This is a genomic window from Ramlibacter monticola (genome assembly GCF_016722785.1).
GTDB lineage: Bacteria > Pseudomonadota > Gammaproteobacteria > Burkholderiales > Burkholderiaceae_C > Ramlibacter > Ramlibacter monticola.
On record NZ_JAEQNE010000001.1, the window covers coordinates 276,464 to 294,606 of the forward strand.

Sequence of the window (18,143 nt, forward strand, 5' to 3'; positions counted from 1 at the left end):
CAAGCCCTGTCTGATCCGCCCGGCCGCATTGGTTCAGAAGCAAGCCGTGAAAAGGACACGAAAGCGCTGTCGGAGATGTCCGACAGCGTCGAACGCGGCGCCTGGCTCAGCCCTGCCCGTACTCGCGCCGCAGCTGGCGCGCTGCCTCGACCATGGCGACGAGCTTGCCCTGCGCCACCTCGCGCGGCAGGTACTTCATGCCGCAGTCCGGCGCCAGGACGACGTCCTCGGGCGCGATGTGGTCCAGCGCGCGCCGGATCCGGCCCGCCACGACCTCGGGCGTCTCGACCGCCATGTCGTTCAGGTCCAGGCAGCCCACCAGCACCTGCTTGCCCTCGAGTTCGCGCAGCACCCGGGTGTCCAGATGCGACTGCGCCGTCTCGATCGACACCTGCCGGCAGCGGCAGCCCGCCAGTTCCGGCAGGAAGGAGTAGCCACTGGGCCGCTGGTGGATCACCGCGGCGTAGCCGAAGCAGATGTGCACGCAGGTCGTGCCCGGCACGCCCTCCAACGCCCGGTTGAGCGCCTGCAGGCCGTACTGGCGCGCCTTCTCCGGGCGGGCCTGCATGTAGGGCTCGTCGACCTGCACCACGTCCGCCCCGGCGGCGAACAGGTCGCGGATCTCCTCGTTCACCGCGGCCGCGTAGTCCATCGCGGCCTCTTCCTCGCTGCCGTAGAAGTCGTTCTGCGCCTGCTGCAGCATCGTGAACGGGCCGGGGACGGTGATCTTGGTCCGGCGCGTGGTGTGCGCCTTCAGGAACTTCAGGTCCTCGACTTCGACCGGGTGGCGGCGCCGGATGCGGCCCACGATGCGCGGCACCGGGTTGGGATGGCCGGAGCGATCCAGTGCGGTGCCGGGGTTGTCGAGGTCGACGCCGTCCAGCGCCGTGGCGAAGCGGTTGGAATAGCTCTCGCGCCGGATCTCGCCGTCGGACACGATGTCGAGGCCGGCCTCCTCCTGGAAGCGGATCGCCAGCAGCGTGGCATCGTCCTGCGCCTGCGCCAGGAAGGGCTCGGGCAGCCGCCACAGCTCGCGCGCACGCACGCGCGGCGGGAAGCGGCCGGCGAGCTTCTGCCGGTCGATCAGCCATTCGGGTTGCGGGTAGCTGCCGACGATGGTGGTGGGAAAGAGCATGCGGTCTCCTGGTGGACCGCGCAATCTGGCACGGCGCCGCGGCGGCCGCAATGCGGACTAGTTCCCGGGGCGCTTGCGCCCGGCCAGGGCGCCGCCCACGCCCAGCAGCACGGCGATGCCCCAGAACAGCGGCGCCAGCCCCAGCGCGGTGCTGAACGCTCCGACGGTCAGCGGCAGCACGGTCTGCCCGAGCCCCACGATCGCCATCCGCAGGCCCACCGCTTCGCCGGTACGCCCCGGCGGAGCCGCCACGTGCAGCAGGCTCATCACCACCGGCTGGCCGCAGCCCAGCACCATGCCCAGCACCACCGCCAGCGGCAGCATGGTGGAGAGCGTGACGCAGAAGGGAAAGGCCACGTAGCCCAGTCCCGACAGCACCAGCGCCGTGCCAATGAGGCGCCACTCGCTCAGGCGCCGGCTGATCCAGGGCAGCGCCAGCCGCACCGTCGCGCTTCCGACGCCGAAGCCGCCGGCCACCATGCCGATCGCCGTGGCCGACAGGCCGGCGCGTGCGCCGTGCAGCGGCACGAGGAAGGTGAACAGGTCCCAGCCGGCGGCGACCAGCGCGCTGACGAGCAGCACCGCGCGCAGCGGCGGCAGCCGCAGCAGATCCATCACGGCGGCCGGCCTGGCCGTCGCCAGGGGCGCGGACCGCTGCACGACGGGCGCGCGGCGCAGGAGGATCGCCGCGCACAGGGGCAGCAGGGCGAGCACCGCGAAGGTCATCGCATAGCCGAGCGCGTCGATGGATGCACCGGCCAGCATGGGCCCGCACAGCGCGGAAAGCGAGTAGCCCACCGCCGTGAGGCCGAAGGCGCGGTTGCGCCCGGCCGCGCCCGCCACGTGCCCGATCGCATTGTTGACCGCCACGTTGATGACGATGAAGGACGTGCCCACGACGATGGCCCCAAGTGCCAGCCCCGCCAGGGACTGCAGCCCCGCCACGGCCAGTTCGCCGGCCATCAGCGCGGCCAGCGACCACAGCGTGGGGCGCAGGTAGCCGATGCGGTCCACCCAGCGGCCGATGTGGGCGGCCGTGAAGGTCGGGACCAGCATCATCAGGCTCATCAGCACGCCGACGGTGACGGCGGAACCGTCGAGATGCAGCGCCTGCAGCGAGATGGCAAGGCGGGCGCCCGCGAAGCTGGCGTGGCTGACGATCACCAGCAGGATCAGGCGCAGGGGGGAAGCGGACTCGGAAATAGGCTCGGACGGCGACAATGGGAACCGCGCCGATGTTAACTTGCCCTCGCGGCGCCCGTCGTCGGCGGACTACACAAGCTTCGTCCCTTTGCTCCGGTGCGAAGGGAGTCGCGTGGGTAGAGTTGCCCCCGGAAGGACACGCACCGATGCCCACTGACACCAACTCCAAGACGAAGGACCTCCGGCTGGCTACGCTCGTGGCCGCGCTGGTCGCCCTCGGCGGGCTGGCGCCCCTGGCCTGGCACTACTACGGGCCCGAGCAGCGGGCCGCGCCCGCGCAGGACAAGGTCGCGACTGCGCCTACGCCAGCACCGGTGCCCGCGCCCGCACCCGCGCAGACCCCGGCGACCGAAGCCGACAACGAGGTGGCCCCGCCCGCGCCGCCTGGGGCCGAGGTCGTGCCGCCGGAAGAATCCGAGACCGACCGGGGCGCGACCTCCGCCTCGCCGTCCGGCCCGACCCTGTCGAACGGCCGCGCGGCCGGCCTGCACCTCGCGCCCGACCCGCTGCACCTGAATTCCAGCGCCGCCCTGGTGATGGACCAGGACACGCGCCAGGTGCTGGCGCAGAAGAACGACGGCGCGGTGCTGCCGATGGCCTCGCTCACCAAGCTGATGACGACGCTGCTGGTGCTGGAGGCGAAGCAGCCGATGGACGAAGTGCTGACCATCACCGAGGAGGACGTGGACAACGAGCGCCACAGCCGCTCGCGCCTGAGGGTGGGCGCGACGCTCACGCGCGAGGAGGCGCTGCGCCTGGCCCTGATGTCCAGCGAGAACCGCGCCGCCCATGCGCTGGGACGAACCTATCCGGGCGGGCTTCCGAAACTGGTCGAGGCCATGAACGCGCGGGCCCGCGCGCTCGGCATGGCCAGCACCAGCTACGTCGATCCGACCGGTCTCTCGAACCGCAACCAGTCGACCGCGCAGGACCTCGCCAAGCTGGTGGCCGAGGCGTCGCGCAACCCGGTGCTCCGCGAGTTCTCGACCACGCCGGAGCACGTCGCTTCGCTGGGCGGACGCACCCTGCAGTACCGCAACTCCAACCGGCTGGTGCGCGACCACAACGCGGGCTGGGACATCCTGATGCAGAAGACCGGCTACATCGTGGAGGCAGGGCGCTGCCTGACCATGGTGGCGCGGGTGGCCGGCCACAACCTGGTCATGGTGCTGCTGGACGCGGACTCCAACGGCGCCCGGCTGGCCGATGCGCAGCGCCTGCGCAAGTGGGTGGTGGCGCAGAACGGCTGGCAGGACGAGCAGCCGGTGCTGGCTAGGGCCGCGGCGGAGCCGCCGCGCACCCGCGTGGCCGCCGCCAAGGACAAGCGGGGCAAGTCGGAGCAGGTGGCCTCGGCGAAGTCACGCAAGGCGGGCAAGGCCGACAAGGCCGCGGCGAAGAAAGGCGGCAAGAGCGCTCACACCGAAGTGGCCGCCAAGAAGACGAAGCCCTCCAAGGACGTCGCTGTTGCGAAAAAGCCAGACGCAAAAAAAGATCGCGGCGGTCGCGTGCGCCACACGTTCGCGGCAGGCCGCAGTGAAGAGAAGGGTTGAAGCGAGGGATTAGGGACGCCCCCTAATTGCATGTGGGGACTTGCCCGGATTCCCCGGGTTTGCTTGCCTCCTCGACACTGATCGGCAGGAGGAAGCATGATCCCTGTGAAGACGGCCGCGGGCCAGCAGGTCCTGAAGGACCGGTCCGTGAAGCTGACGCCGCGCGAGCGCGCCGCGCTGATCCTGGTGGACGGCAAGCGCACCCTGGCGGAACTGCTCCAGGCAGCGGAGGGCACGGGCATCGCCCGCGCCGACCTCGAACGCCTGTTCGAACTGGAACTGGTGGCGCCGGCGTCGAGCGCCGCACCGCCCTCGCAGGCCACCATGCCCGCCGCGCTGGTGGCGGACAAGGCGCCGACGCCGCAGGAACGTTACCTGGCCGCCTATCCCATCGCCACCCGGCTCACGTCCAGCCTCGGGCTGCGCGGCGTGCGGCTCAATCTCGCGGTGGAGGCCGCGACCTGCTACGAGGAACTGGTCGCGGTGGCCGCGCGCATCCGAGAGGCGGTCGGCCGCGAGCAGTACGCACCGCTGCTGGCCGCCCTCGGACGCTGATCAGCCGAGCCGGATCGGGACAAAGATCCGCTCCTCGCCGCGCTGGATCAGCAGCGCGACGGACTTGCCCGACTTCCCGACCGCCGCCTTCACCTGCTCGGGGGTGGTCACGGCCGTGCCGTTGACGGCCACCACCACGTCGCCCGGTTCGACGCCGGCGGCTTCCGCGGGGCCGGCCACTTCCTCCACCACGACGCCGGAGCGCAGCCCGGTCTGGGCCTTCTCCTCCGGCGCGAGCGGCCGCAGGGCCAGCCCCAGGCGGGCGCCCTCGCCCAGGTCGGGCGTGGCCGCCGTCGCGACCTTGTCGCTGCTGCGCGCGAGTTCGGCGTTGAGCTGCACCTTCCGGCCTTCGCGCCACACCTCCAGCGCGAGCCGGTCGCCCGGCGCGGACACGCCCACGATCGCCGGCAGGTCGCCCGAGGACACGATGGTGCGGCCGTTGGCCGAGCGGATCACGTCGCCGGGCTTCAGCCCCGCGCGCTCCGCCGGGCTGCCCTTCTCCACGCTGGCGACCAGCGCGCCCTCCGGCCGGTCGAGCCCGAAGGAATCGGCGAGCGACTGGTTCACCTCCTGCACCGAGACGCCGAGCCGCGCGTGTTCGACCTTCCCGTGCGCCACGATCTGGTCCTTGATGCGCACCGCCAGGTCGATCGGGATCGCGAACGAGACGCCCTGGTAGCCGCCCGACTGGCTGTAGATCTGCGAGTTGATGCCCACCACCTCGCCGCGCGCGTTGAACAGCGGGCCGCCGGAGTTGCCCGGGTTCACCGCGACGTCGGTCTGGATGAAGGGCACGGCGCTGTCGTCGGGCAGCGAGCGGCCCTTGGCGCTCACCACGCCGGCGGTCACCGTGTTCTCGAAGCCGAAGGGCGCGCCGATGGCCAGCACCCATTCGCCCGGACGCAGGGCCTCGGCGCTGCCCATGCTCACCACCGGCAGGTTGCGCGCTTCGATCTTCAGCACCGCCACGTCGGTCTTGGCATCGCTGCCCAGGACCTTGGCGCGGAACTCGCGCCGGTCCGTGAGCTTCACCATCACCTCGGAGGCGTCCTTCACGACGTGCGCGTTGGTCAGGATGATGCCCTCGGCGCCGACGATGAAGCCGGAGCCCTGGCCGCGCACGGGCACGTCGCGCGGGCGGATGCCGCGCTGGAACTGGCGGAAGAACTCCATCGGGTCGCTCATGTCGGGCGTCGCCTGCGCGCGGCCCGTGACGCTGATGTTGACCACGGCGGGTCCGTAGCGCTGCGTGATCAGCGGAAAGTCCGGCATCACGACGCTGCCGGCGCCGGGCGTGGGCGACGGCACGCTGGGCGGCGCCACGGGCGCGAGGACGCCCGCCGTGGCGGGCGCGGCGCCATGGTGCAGCGCCTCGACGGCGGCGCCGCCGACGACGCCGGCGCCCAGCAGGGCCAGCACCAGGGGCGCGGATTTCAGGTGGACGTTCTTCATGGGGGATCCTCGTGTGAAGCGGAACCCCCCGAATCTGCGGCCGCAGCCTTAGAAATTGCTTAAGACGCCGGTCCTGCCGCGCCCGGCGCCGGGAAGCGCACCTCGGCGCGGGCGCCCCCCAGCGTGGGCGAGCGGTCCAGCCGCACCTGCGCCCCGAGCCGCTGAGCCACGGCGCGGACGATGGCCAGCCCCAGGCCGCTGCCCGCGGCCTCGGTGCCGGGCACGCGGTAGAAGCGGTCGAACACCCGCGTGCGATCCTCCTCCGGCACGCCCGGGCCGCTGTCGTCCACCGCCAGCCACGCGCCCTGCGCATCGTGGCCCAGGCCGATGTCGACGCGGCCACTGGCAGGCGTGTACTTGATCGCGTTGTCCAGCAGGTTGCGCAGGATGAGATGCAGGGCCTCGCGGTTGCCCTGCACCACCACGGGCTCGCCGGTCGCGAGTCCCAGGTCGAGCTGCTTCGCGTGCGCCGCGGGCAGCAGCTCCGAGACGGCCTGCCGCGCCAGCTCCTCCAGGTCCACCGGTTCGCCGGCGCCCTCGCCCGCGCCTTCCTGCCGCGCCAGGGCGAGCAGCTGCTCCACCAGCGCGATGGCGCGCTCGATGCCGGCGCCGAGCTGCTGCGTCGCCTCGCGCCGGGCCGGCTCGTCGCGCGCGCGCTCCGCGGCCTGCAGCTGCAGCTTCAGCGCGGTGAGCGGCGAGCGCAGCTCGTGCGCCGCGTCGGCCACGAAATGCTGCTGGGCCTCCAGCGTGCCGTGCACGCGCCGGAACAGCGCGTTGAGTTCGTCCACGAGGGGCTGCACTTCCGCCGGCACGCCCTCCGCGCTCAGCGGGGAGAGGTCGCGCGCCGCGCGCGTCGCCACCTGGCGGCGCATGCGCGCGAGCGGCGCCAGCGAGCCGCCGATCACCGCGCCCACGGCCAGCATCAGCAGCGGCGCGAGCAGCAGCACCGGCGTGACCGCATTGGCGGCCAGCGCGCGGGCGCGCGTCTCGCGCGCATCGAGGTCCTGCGCGATCTGGATCGTGTGCTCGGGGGTCTGCAGCGTGTAGATGCGCAGGCGGATGCCGTTGATGCGCGAATCGGAGAAGCCCAGCACGGCCTGCGAGGGCAGCTCGCGGCCGAGCGAACGGTAGATGGTGGAGCCGTCCGGCCCCCATACCTGCACCGAGTATTCCGAGTCGTCGCCGCCCGGTGCGAAGGGCATGCCGCCGTGCACCGAGCGCGCCACCTCCTCGAGGTGGTAGTCGAACATGCGGTCCGCCTCGCGCAGCGCCATGCGGTACGCGGTGGCCGCCTGCAGCACCGTGACGACGCCGATCGCCGCGAGCACCAGCCACATCAGGCGGCGGCGCAGGGACCACGAAGCCTTGCCTGCCATCGCTCACTCCCGCGGCACGACGTAGCCCAGCCCGCGCACGGTGCGGATGAAGTCGGGACCCAGCTTCTTGCGCAGGCCGTGCACGTAGACCTCGACGGCGTTGCTGCTGATCTCGTCCTTCCAGCCATAGAGCTTCTGTTCGAGCTGCGCGCGCGAGAACACCACGCCGGGGCGCTGCAGCATGGGTTCGAGCAGGACCCACTCGCGCGGCGACAGGTTCAGCGGCTGCCCGTTCAGGCGCGCCTCGCGCGTGGCGGGGTTGAGCTCCAGGCCCATGTGGCTGATCACCGGCTCGCCCCGCCCCGCGCTGCGCCTGAGCAGTGCGCGCACGCGCGCGAGCAGTTCGTCGGTGTCGTAGGGCTTGACGATGTAGTCGTCCGCGCCGGCGTCGAGGCCGGCCACGCGGTCCCCGATCGCGTCGCGCGCGGTGGCCACCAGCACCGGCACCGGCGAACGGCGGGCCCGCAGGCTGCGCAGGACCTGCAGGCCGTCGGCCTTGGGCAGGCCGAGATCCAGCAGGACCAGGTCGTACTGCTCGGCCAGCAGGGCCGCATCCGCCGCCGAGCCATCGCGGACCCAGTCCACCGCGTAGTGCTCGGAGCGCAGGACCTCGAGGACGGCCTTGCCGATCATCGTGTCATCTTCCACAAGTAGGACGCGCATGGAGCTTCCGAGCTTACTGCGGCGAAACCCCGGCGCGTCCTACCCCTCTATCGGTGGTCTCCTACAAACGGTACAGCACTACCTCCTACATGCAACGAACCACTGCCTCTGCCGCCGGGTCCCTCGCCGCCATCGCCCTGATGGCCGGCGCCGCCGCGCTGTCGAGCCACGTGAGCCCGTTCGGGTCCGCGACTGCTCCCGTGGCCGATGCGCCTGCCGCGCCTGCGCCCATAGCCGCCGCTGCTGCCGCCGCGACCGGCGTGGTCGCGAAGACCACCACCGCCGCGGCCGCCGTGGCCAGGAGCACCGCCGCGGCAACCGGCAGCGCCGCCGCGGCCGTCGCTGCGGTCGCGGCCCGGAGTCCCGCCGTGCCGCCCGCGATCCGGGCGGCCACGGCCTTCGCCACCGTCACTTCCGAGAAGGAGCTGCGCGCCCGCATCAAGTGGGTGCCCGTGCGCTGGGACGGCGAGAAGACGCGCACCCTCGACGAAGCCTCCCGCCTGTTGCTGGCGCAGGCGGCCGCGGAGCAGGCGGACCTGGACAAAGTCGGCCTCGGCTTCGCCGACGTCTACGGCGTGATCAATGCCGAGACTTCGTGGGTGCCACGCAAGGGCCAGGGCCGCAACGGCGTGGCCAGCGCCGGTCTCGCGCAGTTCGAGCCGCGCACCGCGAAGGGCTACGGCCTGACGAACCCGGCCGATCCGGTGCAGGCCGTGTACGCCGCCGCGCGCTACATGAAGGACGGCGCCGAATGGGCCGCCGACCGGATCGAGCACCTGCCGCTCACGCCCGAGCAGCGCGCGGAGAAGATCCGCGAAGGCGTCTCGGTGTATTACAACCTGTCCATCAAGGGGCGCAACAAGTGGGACGGCCTCAACACGGCCAGCCTGCCGCCGGAGACGCTCCGCCACATCCGCAACGTGCGCGCCGGCGCCGAGAGGGCCTCGGATCTCGCGGACGACATTCTGGGCTGAGGGCCCCGCATCGCGATGACGCCACCTCCGGGTGGCGTTTTTCATGGGCGCGCGACGCACGTCGGACCGCCCCCCGGAAAGAGCGCACCTTTGCTAGATTCCGGCTCCCCCTACACGGAGAACAACATGGCAAAGGTCCTCGTGCTCTACTACAGCTACTACGGCCATATCGAAGCGATGGCGAACGCGGTGGCGGAAGGCGCGCGCCAGGTCGGCGGCGCGCAGGTGGAGATCAAGCGCGTGCCGGAGACGGTGCCCGACGACGTCTTCAAGAAGTCGGGCGGCAAGGCCAACCAGGCGGCCGCCATCGCGCAGCCCTCGGAGCTCGCCAACTACGACGCGATCATTTTCGGCACGCCCACGCGCTTCGGCAACATGAGCGGGCAGATGCGCAACTTCCTGGACCAGACCGGCGGCCTGTGGATGTCCGGCGCGCTGGTCGGCAAGGTCGGTTCGGTGTTCTGCTCCAGCGCGACGCAGCACGGCGGCCAGGAAAGCACCATCCTCACCTTCATCCCCACGCTGCTGCACCAGGGCATGGTCGTCGTGGGCCTGCCCTATTCGGAGCAGAGCCAGATGGGCATCGACGAGATCAAGGGCGGCAGCCCCTACGGCGCTTCCACCATCGCGGGAGGCCAGGGGGAGCGCATGCCCAGCCAGCAGGAGCTGGGCATGGCGCGTTACCAGGGCAAGCACGTGGCGACGATCGCCACGAAGCTGTTCGGCTAGCGGCGTCCTAGGAGACGATCGAACCAGCCGACGCGCTGCGGCCGCACCGGGACCGGTGAGGGGTTCGCGGCGCGCGCCTTCGTGTGCTCGAAGTACCACTGGCCGAAACGCAGGTCGTGCGTGAGGATGTGGCCCACCAGCCATTTGTTCAGGAACTTGCGCAGCTCGTGGACGCGTTCGTCCGTCCACTCGCTGCCGCTCAGGAGGAATTCCGTGACCTGCGACGCCAGCTGCTCGTGCAGCGCGAGGTGAGCGCGGAAGTCGGGATACCCGCTGCTTTCCATCAGGGCCTGTTCGTTGGTGAAGTGCGTGACGACGTATTCCAGCAGTTCGTCGACCGCCTGCTGCGCGTTCTCGCGGTCAAGCTGCTTCACCAGCGCGAACAGGTGCTGGTGTTCCCCATCGACCTGCCCTATCCCCGTCTTGAAGCCTTCCCGCCATTCGACGACGAAGCTCCCGTGGCCCTTATCCGTTGCCGTGGACATGCGTTTCCCTCCCGTGATGCGTGAATGCGCCAGCACGGTACACGACGGCCGGGCCACGCGTCTGACCTGGCGCAAGTGAATTGCGCGGGAGCTCGCGCCCCGTGGGCTCGTCGCTACTTCCTGCGGGCCAGCAGGACGCCGAGCAGCGCGCCGACGGCCGCACCGGCCGCGATCGCCTGCCACGGGTTCTCGCGCACGTAGCTGTCGGTGGCGCGGCCCGCCGCCTGGGCGCGGTCGACGGCACCGCGCTCCAGCCGCACGATGGCGGCCTTGGCCGAGGCCAGGCTCTGTTGCAGCTTGCCACGCGCCTCGGCGACCACTTCCCCGGTGCCCTGCGCGCCCACGCGCAGCAGTTGTTCGGCGTCGTCGACGACCGTGCGCATGTCCTTGGCGAGCCGGTCTCGGCTGTCGTGGATGTCGGTCCTTGTCTGCTGGTCCATGGTTCCTCCAGGTGGGGGTGACGCTTCCAGTCTCGGACGGCGCCTGGCGGCCGACGTTGATGGCCGTCAAGGTCGCTCCGAGCCGTGCGAGGGGCGAATCATCGGCCACATGGCACTTTTTGGCACGAGTCCATGGCGTTCGCGCAGCCTTTCCATCGCGCCTCGGGGACCCGCATTCCCGCTCGTGAAGTGCATCACGCCGCCTCCGAAAAACTTCGTCGGGCCGCCGGCGCCGCGAGGCGCCAGCCCATCCAGCGAGTGTGCGCACCGCATCTGGCATCCGCGTGGGGTCCACAGGTTTCGCAGGGGCCGACATGGAGTAGGAAGCACCCACTTTTGGACGATGGAGGGGTGCGGACCGCTCCCTATAGTCGCTCGCAATCGCCCTCCGGAATGCGCAGTCCGACGGCGATGGTTTCGAGAGTTGTACCGGCACGCGTCGCCACTCCCCCTGGCGCAGCGTGAGTCAGATGAACCCGCGGGAAGGCGCCTGGCCAGAGGCCGCGCGAATCCCCGCTCGATCGGGAGACCCGACGTGCAGTTGTCTTCTTGATTCCGCGCAGGTCCCACGCCGCAGGCGCGCGGCGGACGGGCCGACTTTCTTCCCTTCAGTTCTTTCGCGTATCCATCCGGAGGTGGCATGGACAGGACAAGTGTCGCCTCCCCGTTCTTCGTCTTCCCAGGAGCAAGCCCCATGCAATCCCCCGCCATCGCCTCCGCCTCCGCCACCACGCTGGTCCACATCCTGAAGCAGCGCGCCGCGCTCACGCCCGAGCGCAATGCGTACATCTTCCTCGAGGACGGCGAGGACCAGGAGCGGCCCATCAGCTACGGCGAGCTCGATCGCCGCGCCCGCCTGCTGGCCGCCACGCTGCAGCAGCGCGTGCCGCAGGCCCACGGCAGCCGCGTGCTGCTGATGTACCCGCAGGGACTGGAATTCCTGGTCGCGTTCTTCGGCAGCCTCTATGCCGGCGCCACGGCGGTGCTGGTGTACCCGCCCACGAACGCCAAGATGGCGCGCCGGCTGGCGGTGATCGCGGCCGATTGCGACGTCGCGGCCGTGCTGTCGACCACCCACGTGATCGGCAAGATGACCCGCATGGCGGCCGAGGGCCTCTCCGAGCTGCCGTGCATCAACACCGACCTGCTCGACGCGGAACTCGAAGGCCGCTTCGTGGAACAGGACATCCGTCCCGAGCACATCGCCTTCCTGCAGTACACCTCGGGCTCCACGGGCACGCCCAAGGGCGTGATGATCAGCCACGCCAACCTGATGGCCAACCAGCGGACCATCCAGGAGCTGTACCGCAGCGACGGCAACAGCGTGGTCGTCGGCTGGCTGCCGCTGATCCACGACATGGGCCTGATCGGCAAGGCGCTGCACCCGCTGTACCTGGGCGTGCCGCTGGTCTTCATGTCGCCGCTGCACTTCATGCAGCGGCCGGTGCGGTGGCTGCGAGCGATCGACAAGTACCGCGCCACGATCAGCGGCGGACCGAACTTCGCCTACGACCTGTGCGCCGCCAAGGTCAGCGACGAGGACCTGCAGGCGCTGGACCTCTCGTGCTGGACCACCGCTTTCAACGGCGCCGAGCCGGTGCGCCGCGAGACCATGGAGCGCTTCTACCGCCGCTTCGCCGGCTGCGGCCTGCCGCCGCATGCGCTGATGGCGGTGTACGGCCTCGCCGAAGCCACCCTGATCGTCAGCGGCACGCGGCGCGACGTGCTGCTGGCGGCCGATGCCGCGACCGACTACATGCCCTCGGGCCACGCGGCGGCGTGGGACACGGTGAAGGTGGTAGACGTGGTGACGGGCACCGAGGCCCCGGAAGGCCGGGAAGGTGAAGTGTGGGTGAGCGGCCCCAGCGTCGCCGTCGGCTACTGGAACCAGCCCCAGGTGAACCGCGAGATCTTCCAGGCGCAGCTGGCGGATTCGCCGCTGCGCTACCTGCGCACCGGCGACACCGGCTACGTGCGCAACGGCTGCCTGCACATCACCGGCCGCATCAAGGACATCGTGATCATCCAGGGCCGCAACTACCATGCCGAGGACATCGAGTGGAGCCTCGCAAACCTCAAGGGCCTGCGCGCCGGCTGCGCCGCCGCCTTCTCCACCGACGAGGGCGGCAAGGAGCGGCTGGTCGTGGTGGCGGGCGCCACGGCCAGCGACCCGGACGAGACGCGCAAGCTCGTCGCGGCGATGCGTGAAGCGATCTACGCCGACCACCAGCTGCCGCTCGACCGCGTGGTGCTGATCCGCCCGAAGGACCTGCCGATGACCACCAGCGGCAAGGTGCAGCGCCGGCTGACCAAGAAGATGCTGCTGGCGGGCGAGTTCGAGGCCCTGCTCGACCAGTCCGGTGACGCCACGCCAGATGCGGACCACGGCCGCTTCGTCGCGCCCGGCACGCCGGCCGAGCGCGAGCTGGCCGCGGTCTGGAGCCAGATCCTCGCGCTGCCGCTGGACAAGATCGGCATCCACGACAACTTCTTCGACCTGGGCGGCTCCTCGCTGACCATGCTGCAACTGTCCGACCGCATCCAGGCCAGCATGGAACTGCTGTTCCGCTATCCGACGATCGCCGGCTACCTGTACCGCACCTCCGAGTACGAGTACCCCGACGTCGCGTCCGACATCCGCCTGCCGCCCCTGGCGCTCGACGAGAGCCTGACCGGCCGCACGGGCCTGACCATGGTGACCGGCGCGCACGGCTTCTTCGGCCTGCACTTCCTGCGCTCGATGATGAAGCGCAGCGACGACCGCTTCGCGCTGCTGCTGCGCGGCAAGGACGGCGAGAGCCTCGAGCGCCGCTTCGAGCAGGCCGTGGACTACTTCGGCATGCGCGCCGAGATCGACCTGGACCGGCTGGAATTCGTGGAGGGCGACCTGAGCAAGCCCCACGCCGGCATCTCCGATGCGGACTGGGCCTCGCTCGCGACCTGCCTCGACCGCATCGTGCACATCGGCTCGCACGTCAACAACTGGCTGCCCTACGAGGGCATCCGCCAGATCAACGTCGAGGGCACCCGCAGCCTGCTGGAGCTGGCCCGCACCGGCCGCCGCAAGGAGTTCCACTACACCAGCACCAGCACCTTCTCGCCGCTGAAGGAGGACACCTCGGTGTTCGACGAGGACGACGAGATCGACCCGGGCGAGATCAACCGCTACTTCGGCTACGACATCAGCAAGTACGCGAGCGAGGCGATGTGCCGCCTGGCCCGCGCCGACGGCATCACCTGCAACATCTATCGCCTGGTGTGGGTGGGAGGGCACCTCGACACCGGCGTCACCAAGATGAACGACGGCCTCAACATCATGCTGCGCATGCTGCTGACGCTGGGCGTGTACCCGCAGGGCAACTACCTGCACGACGTGGTGCCGGTGGACCTGATGGCCGACGCGATGGCCTCGCTGGTCGGCAAGACCCCGAACGGCAACTACAACGTGACCAGCCAGTCACGGGAATCGATCGACATGAAGCGCATCGCCACGATGCTGCGCACCATGGGCTACGAGCTCACCGAGGTGAGCCGCGCCGAGTTCGTGCAGAGGCTGAAGGACTACCCCGCCGAGAAATGGGACGAGCACTGCCGCTCGTACCGGCAGCTCGTGATCCGGCTGTTCGAGGATCCGACGCCGAAGATCGAATCCTTCTACGACAGCCGGAACTTCCGGCGCGACGTGGATCCGGACATCCTCGCGCGCATGGAACGCAAGTTCATCGACGCCTGGTTCGAGAAGACGGTCCAGTTCCTGGTGCGCAAGAACGCGCTGCCGACGCCGCGCCACGGCCTGTACAGCGACGACCTGAAGAGCTTCCGGGCGTGGAACCGCACCGAAGCCGACGTGCCGCGGGACCAGTGCCTGCACCAGCGCTTCGCGCTGCAGGCGGCGGCCACGCCGGACGCGGTGGCGCTGCGCTACTCCGGCGGCTCCACCAGCTACCGCGAACTGGACTGCGCGGCCAACCGCATCGCGCATCGCCTGCTGGCCCGCGGCGCGCGGCCGGGCGAGCTGGTCGGGCTGTCGGTCAACCGTTCGCCGGCCCTGATCGCCGCCATCCTGGGCATCTTCAAGGCCGGCTGCGCGTACGTGCCGCTCGATCCCACCTACCCGGTGGCGAGCCTGGACGTGATGATCGAGGACTGCGGCGCGCGCCGCATCGTGGTCGACGCCGCGGCCGGCGCCCAGCTCGCGCGGCATGCGGGCAAGCTGCTGGACGTGGCCGCGCTGGCCAGCGGCGACTACGACGGCGGCGAGCCCGGCGCACCGGACGTGCCGGCGCGCGCGAGCTGCCTCGCCTACGTGATCTACACCTCCGGCAGCACCGGCAAGCCCAAGGGCGTGATGGTGGAGCACCGCAGCGTGATCAACCACAACGAGTCGCTGATGCGCGCCTTCGCGCTGACGCCGGCCGACAAGGTCCTGCAGTTCTCCACCGTCAACTTCGACTCCTTCATCGAGGAAGTCTTCCCCACCCTGTTCACCGGGGCCACCCTGGTGCTGGTGGACAAGGGCGAACTGAACGACGTGGAGCGCCTGAAGGCGGTGATCACCTCCGAATCGGTGTCGGTCCTGAAGTTCTCCACCGCGTACTGGCACAACCTCAGCGACCTGAGCGTCAGCGCGCTCGGCGTGCGGCTGGTGGGCATCGGGGGCGAGGCGGCGGACCTGGCGCGCTACAACGCGTGGCGCGCGAAGAACGGCGCCATCCCGCTGGTCAACACCTACGGCCCGACGGAGACCACCGTGACCGCGACGCTGGCGACCTTCCACGGGCCGCTGGAGCGCATGCACATCGGCAAGCCGATCCTGAACACCCAGGTCTACGTGCTCGACGCGCAGCTGAGCCAGGTGCCGGTGGGCTTCGTCGGCGAGCTCTACATCGGCGGTGCCGGCGTGACGCGCGGCTATCTCAACCGGCCGGAGGCGAACGCCGCCGCCTTCCTGGCCGACCGCTTCCGGCCCGGCGAGACCTTCTACAAGACCGGCGACATGGTGCGCTGGCTGCCCGACGGCACGCTGGAGTTCCTGGGCCGCGCCGACCACCAGGTCAAGGTGCGCGGCTACCGCATCGAGCTGGGCGCCATCGAGGGGGCGCTCGCCAGCCACCCGCAGGTGGCGGACACCGCCGTGGTGGTCAAGGAAGTCGACACGCGCAAGAAGATCGTCGCCTACTACAAGCCGCGCGACGCCGCGGTTGCCGGCGGCGAGCTGCGCGCCTGGCTGGAGGAGCAGCTTCCGAGCTACATGATCCCCAACCTGCTGCTGCCGCTGGCGGAGATCCCGATGAACCCGAACGGGAAGGTCGACCGCCGCGTGCTCGAACTGATGCCGGTCGACGCGAGCCAGCACGTCGATTTCGCGGCGCCGACCACGCTGGCGGAAATCAAGATGGCGCGGGCCTGGGAGTCCGTGCTCGGCGTCGACGGCATCGGCCTGAACGACGAGTTCTCCGAACTCGGCGGCCATTCGCTGCTGGCGATGCCGCTGATCCAGCAGGTGAACGAGCAGTTCGACACCAGCCTGGCCATCGGCGCGCTCTACGAGCACCCCACCGTGGCGAAGCTGCTGGCGCACGTGAGCCGCGAATCGCAGGACGCGCAGCCCTCCAACCTGATCCGCTTCCCCGAGCAGGGCCGCAAGGGGCAGCGCGCCGCGGCGCTGCGCCCGCTGTTCCTGGTCCATGGCCTGGGCGGGCACCTGGCGTCGTTCTACCCGCTGGTGAAGAACCTCAAGCAGAACCTGCACGAGCAGCACGGCCTGGACATCACCGTCTATGGCCTGGAGGCGAACGGCTTCCGCGAGGGAGAGGCGCACTTCGAGGACCTCGACCAGATGGTCGCCGCCTACGTGCAGCAGCTCCGCGAGGTGCAGCCGCAGGGGCCGTACCTGCTGGGTGGCTGGTCCTACGGCGTGTCGATCGCGTTCCACATCGCGCAGGAGCTGATCCGCACCGGCGACGAGGTGGGCCTGTTCATCTCCATCGACGCCGAGGCGCCCAACGTGCCGAAGGACTTCGAGGCCTTCATCGAGGAGCACGGCATCATGACCCTGGACGACCTGTACGAGGACGGCCGGCTCAAGACCCTGCTGGTGCGCTTCGGCCGGCGCTTCGGCTTCGTCTGCCGCGACGACGAGCCGGCGCGCCAGCAGTTCCACCGCTTCCTGGGCTATGCCCACGGCAACGGGGCGCAGCCGGTCGACGCGGACCTGGAGCGGCACAGCAAGGTGGCGATCGCCAACCTGTTCAACGCGCGCGGCTTCAAGCCCCGCCCCATCGCGCCGCTGAACACCCTGCTGGTGCGCGCCTCCGGCAGCCGCTTCGACAACTACCTGGGCGACTGGGCCAACCTGGTGGACAGCCGCATGCTGGCCTCGTTGACGCTGGCGGGCGACCACTGGTCGATCATGCAGGACCCCGAACTGGCCGCGCAGCTCGCGAGCCAGCTCGCCCGGCATGCCGCCCCGTCGACCCAGGCCCTGGCCGCCTGAGGGAGGACGCGACCATGTATCCCGACATCATTGCGCTGGGCATCCCGGTCATGATCGGCTGCGTGGTCGTGGAGTTCCTCCACGACCTGCGGCAGAAGGCGCGCAACTTCCGCCTCAACGCCACCGTCAGCAACATCAGCTGCGGCATCCTGGAACAGGCCACCGGCTTCATCTCGAAGGGGCTGTTCATCGCCCTGTACGGCTGGCTGTACGAGCACGGGCGGCAGGCCACGATCCAGGATGCGTGGTGGGTGTTCCTGCTGCTGATCGTGCTGGTGGACCTGGTGTTCTACTTCTTCCACCGCTTCAGCCACCGCTGCGCCTTCCTCTGGGCGGGGCACATGGTGCACCACGAGGTGGAGGAGTTCAACCTGACGGTGGCGCTGCGGCGCTCGGTGATGCAGGAGTTCACCATCATCTGGGTCTACCTGCCGTTCGCGCTCCTCGGCTTCTCGCCCGGCGCGTTCTTCCTGGTGTTCGCGGCGCACAACCTCTACCAGTTCCTGATCCACACCTCGTACCTGCCCGAGTTCCGGATCTTCGGCCTGGTGTTCAACACGCCGCACCACCACGAGGTGCACCACTGCCGCAACGCCTGCTACATCGACAAGAACTTCGCCGGCGTCTTCATCCTGTGGGACAAGCTGTTCGGCACCTTCACGCCGCAGACCGAGAAGCCGGTGTTCGGCGTCGCGCAGCTGACCACCACGCTGAACCCGGTCAAGGCGCAGGTCACCACGCTGGCGGCGGTGTTCGCGGAGGCCGGACGGCGGCACGGCTGGCGCGGGAAGTTGCAGGCGCTGTTCGGCCCGCCGGACTTCCTGGCCGCGCAGGGCCACGACGCCGTGCACCGGCCGAAGTTCGATCCGGCCATCGAGCGGGCGCAGTTCGGCCTGGCGATCTCGCTGTTCCTGCTGCTGGTGGTGGCCACCACGCTGTACCGCAACTACGAGAGCGCGTTCGACCTGGCCCAGAAGATCGCGGTCCTCGGCGGGATCGCCGGCCTGCTGTTCATGATCGGCGACCTGCTCGACGCGCGCGGCCTGCCGCTGCTTGCGTGGACGCGCCGCCGGGGCGGGTGAGGC

Annotated in this window: 13 protein-coding genes; 6 read left to right on the plus strand and 7 right to left on the minus strand. The window is 70.2% G+C overall.

Going from position 1 to position 18,143, the window contains the following annotated elements:
• Nucleotides 1–106: 106 nt before the first annotated feature.
• A complete protein-coding gene (locus tag JJ685_RS01265; protein WP_201672360.1) occupies nt 107–1,135 on the minus strand; it encodes a uroporphyrinogen decarboxylase family protein in 1,029 nt (342 codons plus the stop codon).
• Between the two features lie 57 nt (nt 1,136–1,192).
• Nucleotides 1,193–2,356 (minus strand): MFS transporter, encoded by a 1,164-nt coding sequence (locus JJ685_RS01270; RefSeq protein ID WP_201672361.1) that lies wholly within the window; start codon nt 2,354–2,356, stop codon nt 1,193–1,195.
• 128 nt (nt 2,357–2,484) lie between these two features.
• Between JJ685_RS01270 and JJ685_RS01275 the strand changes: the two genes are divergently transcribed.
• Both JJ685_RS01275 and JJ685_RS01280 read left to right on the plus strand, forming a co-directional pair.
• Complete coding sequence (locus JJ685_RS01275; protein WP_201672362.1) at nt 2,485–3,888, plus strand: serine hydrolase; 1,404 nt, start codon at nt 2,485–2,487, stop codon at nt 3,886–3,888.
• A gap of 96 nt (nt 3,889–3,984) precedes the next feature.
• Nucleotides 3,985–4,443: a hypothetical protein gene (locus JJ685_RS01280; protein ID WP_201672363.1), complete on the plus strand. Its 459-nt coding sequence runs from the start codon at nt 3,985–3,987 to the stop codon at nt 4,441–4,443.
• Here the strand turns inward: JJ685_RS01280 and JJ685_RS01285 are convergent, their stop codons facing one another.
• The 3 genes from JJ685_RS01285 to JJ685_RS01295 are packed head-to-tail and all read right to left on the minus strand — an operon-like array spanning nt 4,444 to nt 7,934.
• Nucleotides 4,444–5,895, minus strand: coding sequence for a DegQ family serine endoprotease (locus JJ685_RS01285; RefSeq protein WP_201672364.1), 1,452 nt, complete (start codon nt 5,893–5,895; stop codon nt 4,444–4,446).
• Nucleotides 5,896–5,954: 59 nt separating this feature from the next.
• Nucleotides 5,955–7,271, minus strand: a complete 1,317-nt coding sequence (locus JJ685_RS01290; protein ID WP_201672365.1) for a sensor histidine kinase — start codon at nt 7,269–7,271, stop codon at nt 5,955–5,957.
• Nucleotides 7,272–7,274: 3 nt separating this feature from the next.
• A complete protein-coding gene (locus JJ685_RS01295) occupies nt 7,275–7,934 on the minus strand; it encodes a response regulator (protein WP_201672366.1) in 660 nt (219 codons plus the stop codon).
• An 89-nt stretch (nt 7,935–8,023) separates the two neighbouring features.
• Here JJ685_RS01295 and JJ685_RS01300 point away from each other — a divergent pair, with 89 nt between their 5' ends.
• Both JJ685_RS01300 and wrbA read left to right on the plus strand, forming a co-directional pair.
• On the plus strand, nt 8,024–8,908 hold the full coding sequence (locus JJ685_RS01300; protein ID WP_201672367.1) for a hypothetical protein: 885 nt from the start codon (nt 8,024–8,026) through the stop codon (nt 8,906–8,908).
• Between the two features lie 126 nt (nt 8,909–9,034).
• Entirely contained in the window at nt 9,035–9,637 is a 603-nt protein-coding gene (wrbA, locus tag JJ685_RS01305) for an NAD(P)H:quinone oxidoreductase (RefSeq protein WP_201672368.1), read from the plus strand.
• Here wrbA and JJ685_RS01310 read toward each other — a convergent pair.
• Both JJ685_RS01310 and JJ685_RS01315 read right to left on the minus strand, forming a co-directional pair.
• The gene (locus tag JJ685_RS01310) at nt 9,634–10,122 is read right to left on the minus strand and encodes a bacteriohemerythrin (RefSeq protein ID WP_201672369.1); all 489 of its coding nucleotides are present in this window, start codon (nt 10,120–10,122) and stop codon (nt 9,634–9,636) included. The genes wrbA and JJ685_RS01310 overlap by 4 nt on opposite strands.
• A gap of 113 nt (nt 10,123–10,235) precedes the next feature.
• Nucleotides 10,236–10,562: a DUF883 family protein gene (locus JJ685_RS01315; protein WP_201672370.1), complete on the minus strand. Its 327-nt coding sequence runs from the start codon at nt 10,560–10,562 to the stop codon at nt 10,236–10,238.
• Nucleotides 10,563–11,256: 694 nt separating this feature from the next.
• Here JJ685_RS01315 and JJ685_RS01320 point away from each other — a divergent pair.
• Complete coding sequence (locus JJ685_RS01320; protein ID WP_201672371.1) at nt 11,257–17,058, plus strand: non-ribosomal peptide synthetase; 5,802 nt, start codon at nt 11,257–11,259, stop codon at nt 17,056–17,058.
• A 14-nt stretch (nt 17,059–17,072) separates the two neighbouring features.
• Nucleotides 17,073–18,140, plus strand: coding sequence for a sterol desaturase family protein (locus tag JJ685_RS01325; protein WP_201672372.1), 1,068 nt, complete (start codon nt 17,073–17,075; stop codon nt 18,138–18,140).
• Nucleotides 18,141–18,143: the final 3 nt, after the last annotated feature.

What these genes read in the sequence shown, in the direction of transcription:
- JJ685_RS01265 (WP_201672360.1), bottom strand. Translation starts at nt 1,135, where the DNA reads ATGCTCTTTCCCACCACCATCGTCGGCAGCTACCCGCAACCCGAATGG.
- JJ685_RS01275 (WP_201672362.1), top strand. Translation starts at nt 2,485, where the DNA reads ATGCCCACTGACACCAACTCCAAGACGAAGGACCTCCGGCTGGCTACG.
- JJ685_RS01280 (WP_201672363.1), top strand. Translation starts at nt 3,985, where the DNA reads ATGATCCCTGTGAAGACGGCCGCGGGCCAGCAGGTCCTGAAGGACCGG.
- JJ685_RS01285 (WP_201672364.1), bottom strand. Translation starts at nt 5,895, where the DNA reads ATGAAGAACGTCCACCTGAAATCCGCGCCCCTGGTGCTGGCCCTGCTG.
- JJ685_RS01290 (WP_201672365.1), bottom strand. Translation starts at nt 7,271, where the DNA reads ATGGCAGGCAAGGCTTCGTGGTCCCTGCGCCGCCGCCTGATGTGGCTG.
- JJ685_RS01295 (WP_201672366.1), bottom strand. Translation starts at nt 7,934, where the DNA reads ATGCGCGTCCTACTTGTGGAAGATGACACGATGATCGGCAAGGCCGTC.
- JJ685_RS01300 (WP_201672367.1), top strand. Translation starts at nt 8,024, where the DNA reads ATGCAACGAACCACTGCCTCTGCCGCCGGGTCCCTCGCCGCCATCGCC.
- wrbA (WP_201672368.1), top strand. Translation starts at nt 9,035, where the DNA reads ATGGCAAAGGTCCTCGTGCTCTACTACAGCTACTACGGCCATATCGAA.
- JJ685_RS01310 (WP_201672369.1), bottom strand. Translation starts at nt 10,122, where the DNA reads ATGTCCACGGCAACGGATAAGGGCCACGGGAGCTTCGTCGTCGAATGG.
- JJ685_RS01315 (WP_201672370.1), bottom strand. Translation starts at nt 10,562, where the DNA reads ATGGACCAGCAGACAAGGACCGACATCCACGACAGCCGAGACCGGCTC.
- JJ685_RS01320 (WP_201672371.1), top strand. Translation starts at nt 11,257, where the DNA reads ATGCAATCCCCCGCCATCGCCTCCGCCTCCGCCACCACGCTGGTCCAC.
- JJ685_RS01325 (WP_201672372.1), top strand. Translation starts at nt 17,073, where the DNA reads ATGTATCCCGACATCATTGCGCTGGGCATCCCGGTCATGATCGGCTGC.